This window comes from Serratia sp. (in: enterobacteria) (assembly GCF_046715635.1).
In the GTDB taxonomy this organism is placed as follows: Bacteria; Pseudomonadota; Gammaproteobacteria; order Enterobacterales; family Enterobacteriaceae; genus Chania.
The window spans coordinates 1-4,399 of sequence record NZ_JBKJYW010000312.1 but is presented as its reverse complement, the minus strand read 5'-3'; the positions used below and the strand labels follow the sequence as shown (position 1 = coordinate 4,399).

4 protein-coding genes and 1 pseudogene are annotated in these 4,399 nt (G+C 55.2%); 1 reads left to right on the top strand and 4 read right to left on the bottom strand.

Annotation, left to right across the window (positions count from 1 at the left end):
* Positions 1-146 precede the first annotated feature (146 nt).
* The gene (locus tag ACLQ7H_RS16075) at positions 147-1,436 is read left to right on the top strand and encodes a citrate synthase (protein WP_411753541.1); all 1,290 of its coding nucleotides are present in this window, start codon (positions 147-149) and stop codon (positions 1,434-1,436) included.
* A gap of 307 nt (positions 1,437-1,743) precedes the next feature.
* Here ACLQ7H_RS16075 and nei read toward each other — a convergent pair whose 3' ends face one another.
* The 4 genes and pseudogenes from nei to ACLQ7H_RS16055 form a co-directional block, all read right to left on the bottom strand.
* On the bottom strand, positions 1,744-2,535 hold the full coding sequence (gene nei / locus ACLQ7H_RS16070) for an endonuclease VIII (protein ID WP_411753540.1): 792 nt from the start codon (positions 2,533-2,535) through the stop codon (positions 1,744-1,746).
* A gap of 72 nt (positions 2,536-2,607) precedes the next feature.
* Positions 2,608-3,252 (bottom strand): pyroglutamyl-peptidase I, encoded by a 645-nt coding sequence (pcp, locus tag ACLQ7H_RS16065; RefSeq protein WP_021805277.1) that lies wholly within the window; start codon positions 3,250-3,252, stop codon positions 2,608-2,610.
* 8 nt (positions 3,253-3,260) lie between these two features.
* Entirely contained in the window at positions 3,261-4,268 is a 1,008-nt protein-coding gene (locus ACLQ7H_RS16060; RefSeq protein ID WP_411753539.1) for a DUF979 domain-containing protein, read from the bottom strand.
* Positions 4,265-4,399, bottom strand: a pseudogene (locus ACLQ7H_RS16055) (DUF969 domain-containing protein); the annotation flags it as partial. The pseudogene ACLQ7H_RS16055 and the gene ACLQ7H_RS16060, both read right to left, overlap by 4 nt.

The window sequence follows — 4,399 nt, the reverse complement described above, 5'->3', positions numbered from 1 at the left end:
GTTAGCACTCTGTACCCTGCCCGCACATTTGCGCAGTCGCTCACAGAGTTGGCGTCCGTACCACTTAATTGCGGGAAACTTGCGTAGATTTAAGGTATTTCAGTTGTTAAAGGTTTTAAAAATTAGGCGCTGAAGGAGACTGTAGAATGACTGATAAGAAAGCGACGCTAGATATCAACAAAGGCGAAGCTCCGATCGAACTGGGCGTACTCACCCCAACGCTGGGCCCAGATGTTCTTGACGTACGCACCCTGGGCTCCAAAGGTTATTTCACATTTGATCCAGGCTTTACCTCTACCGCTTCCTGTGCATCCAAAATCACGTTTATTGACGGCGACAAGGGTATCCTGCTGCATCGTGGCTTCCCCATTGAGCAGTTGGCAAAAGAGTCTTCTTACCTGGAAGTATGCTACATCCTGCTGTACGGCGAGACCCCGACCGCAGAGGAATTCGAAACCTTCAAGACCACCGTTACCCGCCATACCATGATCCACGATCAGATCACCCATCTGTTCCGTGGTTTCCGCCGTGACTCACACCCAATGGCGGTGCTGTGCGGGGTGACAGGTGCCCTGGCCGCGTTCTATCACGATGCGCTGGACGTCAACAATGAGCGTCACCGTGAGATCACCGCGTTCCGCCTGCTGTCCAAAATGCCTACTGTGGCAGCAATGTGTTACAAGTATTCTCTCGGCCAGCCGTTTGTTTACCCACGCAATGACCTGTCCTACGCCGGTAACTTCCTGCGTATGATGTTTGCGACACCTTGTGAAGAGTACGTGGTGAACCCGGTGCTGGAACGCGCGATGGATCGTATTCTGATCCTGCATGCCGACCATGAGCAGAATGCGTCCACCTCCACCGTGCGTACTGCCGGTTCATCCGGTGCCAACCCATTTGCCTGTATCGCGGCCGGTATCGCTTCTCTGTGGGGCCCAGCGCACGGCGGTGCCAACGAAGCGGCACTGAAGATGCTCGAAGAGATCAAAACTGTTGAGCACATCCCGGAATTCATCAAACGCGCCAAGGACAAGAACGACTCGTTCCGCCTGATGGGCTTTGGCCACCGCGTGTACAAAAACTACGATCCACGCGCCACCGTGATGCGTGAAACCTGTCACGAAGTGCTGAAAGAGCTGAACAAGAAAGACGACAACCTGCTGCAGGTCGCGATGGAGCTGGAACACATCGCGTTGAACGACCCGTACTTCATCGAGAAAAAACTGTACCCGAACGTCGACTTCTACTCAGGTATCATCCTGAAAGCGATGGGTATTCCTTCTTCCATGTTTACGGTGATCTTCGCGATTGCCCGTACCATTGGCTGGATTGCCCACTGGAACGAAATGCACGACGAAGGCATCAAGATCGCCCGCCCACGTCAGTTGTATACCGGCTATGCCGAGCGTGAGTTCAAGTCTCAGGTTAAGAAGTAAGCTTTAGCAGGGGCGTCATTTGGCCCCTCACCCTAACCCTCTCCCACAGGGAGAGGGGATCTACCGTGCCACGTTTTAACCTCTGCGCTTACCCACCACACCGTTCTCTTTCACGCAAACCCACTACAAAACGACTCAAACCTAAACACATTACCGTATCAGTTCCTTCTGCCCTTCAAAACGAGCAACTCAATGTGCGACAGATGGATACCAATCCAACAACAACACTGTACCAGCTCCCTCTCCCTTTGGGAGAGGGTTGGGGTGAGGGGACGACGCATTAGCCGATGTAACACGTTTCATCAGCTTACCGCTGGCAAACCGGGCACCAATAGAACGGCCGCGAAGAGAGCGCCGTTTTCTCGATCATTGCCCCACAGCGCGGGCAAGGCTCACCGCTGCGATGAAACACCTTGAAGCTGAACAGCGTGCCGTGATGGCGATTTTCATCTACCTGACCACGTGTCTGATATGAGATCCGTGGAATATCCAACAGCGCCTGAGCCAACTGATGCAGCGCATCAGGGGTGAGATCCTGCGGCTTATGCTTGGGTGCCAGTTCTGCCTGCCATAAAATCTCGGCTCGCAGGTAGTTGCCCAGGCCAGCCAGAAAAGACTGATCCAGCAGCATCCCGCCCAACTGGCGTTTACAGAACGCCGGCGATAACAGCCGCTGTTCCACCTGCTCTACGGTCAAAGTCATATCAAGCACGTCAGGGCCAATACGTTTTAAAAACGGGTGTTGCTCGATTTCACCGCGCGCTGCAATGGTGATATCCGAAGCGCTGTACAACAAGATCGCCCACTCGGCCGTCTCCAGCCGCACGCGCAGATCGCGCTTGGTTTCTGGCGTTTCGCCCGCCCGCACCACCTTCCACACGCCGTAAAGCTGGTTGTGGCTGTACATGGTCAAACCGTTGGAAAAATCGGTTAACAAGGCTTTACCACGCGGTTCAATGGCAGTGATACGTTCACCGACCAGCTCGCCCTGATAGTGTTTCAGTTGCGGGAAAGCAAACCAGACTTCGGTCAGTGGTTGATCGATCATCACTGCCGCCAGCTTATCTGCCGCCCGGCGGATCTCCGGCCCTTCTGGCATGGACAACTCCTTGATTAAAAAGGGTCCGGCAAGCCGAACCCTAGGGTTAACATGGAGGTAGCATAAATGACCTCAGTGCGTGGCGCCACCCACCACTTTCAAATCATGTTCGACCTGCAAGGCGATCGAAATCGCCATTTCCAAAGCAAACAGCACCGTCTGGGCTGCCATACTCGGCGCGCCAGGATGCTGTGCCGCCTGCTCAGGCAGGTAAGGGATATGGATAAAACCGCCCTTCACCGCCTGCTGCCCGCTTAAGCGGTGCAACAGACCGTACATCACATGGTTACAGACATAGGTCCCGGCGGTTTGTGATACCGAGGCCGGAATGCCAGCCTCACGCATCGCATTCACCACCGCCTTGATCGGCAAGGTGCTGAAATAGGCCGCTGGACCATCTGCCACAATGGCCTGATCGATCGGCTGCTGCCCCTGATTATCGGGAATGCGCGCGTCATCGACGTTAATAGCGACCCTCTCCAACGTGATATCAGTGCGCCCGCCCGCCTGGCCGATCGCCAACACCATCGCTGGCTGAACTTCGTCAATGGCCGCGTTTAGCACCGTCAACGCCTCACCGAAGACGCAAGGTAGCTGGCGCGCAATAATGTGCGCCCCGCCAAGCTCCAGATCGTTAAGCTGCTTCACCACCTCCCAGGAAGGGTTGACACGCTCGCCGCCAAACGGCTCAAAGCCGGTAATCAATACTTTCTGCATGCGTTCTCCTAGAGGAACATCAGGAAATAAAGCAGGAATACGTTAACCAGCAGCAACGTGACCCCGGTCGGTATCTGCGCCTTGATGACCGCATTCTTGTCCGGCAACTCCAGTAACGCCGCCGGGACAATATTAAAGTTAGCAGCCATTGGCGTCATCAACGTGCCGCAATAGCCGGAGAACATGCCGATAGCCGCCATCACCGCCGGGTTGCCGCCGTGTTGCAGTACCAGGATCGGAATACCGATGCCCGCAGTGACAATCGGGAAGGCCGCAAACGCATTCCCCATGATCATCGTCAACACAGCCATGCCGATGGCATACACCGCCACGGCAATAAAGCGGTTATCTACCGCCAGATATTCCTGCGTCAAATGGGAGATGGCAGTACCGACACCCGCAACAGTGAATAGCAGACCAAGGGTAGCCAGGATCTGCGGCAGGATAAAGGCCCAACCGATAGAATCCAGCAGGCGGCGCGCCTCTTGCACCGGTTGCAGCGCTTGTTCGTGTGTCATCTTCACCGCAATAACCAAGCCGAGCAAGCAGCCGAGGGTCATGGAGAACAGTGTGATTAAGGTGGCATGGTTACCGCTGCCAAACACCGCCTGTTGCAGAGAGGGAATATTATTGAACAGCAGCACGCCAATCACCGTAACCACCGGGATCGCCAGTGCCGGGATAAACAGGCGGTTCCCCAACCGCTTGGCGCTGGTTTCGCGCTCTTGCTGGCTGCGCTGATGATAGCTGCCAAGACGCACACCGCCAAAACCGGCGATCAGAGCCATCACCACCACCAGAACCCCCACGGTGATATGCAGTTGACGTTTGGCTTCGGCCCCTGAGCCAAATAGCCCATAGGTCCAATCCCCCACCAGGAAGATCAATCCATACAAGGCCCAGAACAGACCGGTAGAGATACGACGTGGGTTGGCCTTATCGCCAAACGACATCGCGGCGACGATCAGTAATACCGCGCCCGCCAGCCAATAGAGATATTGTTGTTGGAATATCATTGGCCTTCTCCCTTGGCCTGCAACGCAGCCTGGTTAAGTTTGCTCAGTTCAGCGTTGAGTTGCTTGTCCATGCGGTACAAACGGAACGAGTGGATCAGGAAGGCAAAGATCGCCGTTGGGATCCCCCACAG

Bases quoted from the DNA above. Each gene is read 5' to 3' on its own strand.
- ACLQ7H_RS16075 (WP_411753541.1), top strand. From the start codon at position 147: ATGACTGATAAGAAAGCGACGCTAGATATCAACAAAGGCGAAGCTCCG.
- nei (WP_411753540.1), bottom strand. From the start codon at position 2,535: ATGCCAGAAGGGCCGGAGATCCGCCGGGCGGCAGATAAGCTGGCGGCA.
- pcp (WP_021805277.1), bottom strand. From the start codon at position 3,252: ATGCAGAAAGTATTGATTACCGGCTTTGAGCCGTTTGGCGGCGAGCGT.
- ACLQ7H_RS16060 (WP_411753539.1), bottom strand. From the start codon at position 4,268: ATGATATTCCAACAACAATATCTCTATTGGCTGGCGGGCGCGGTATTA.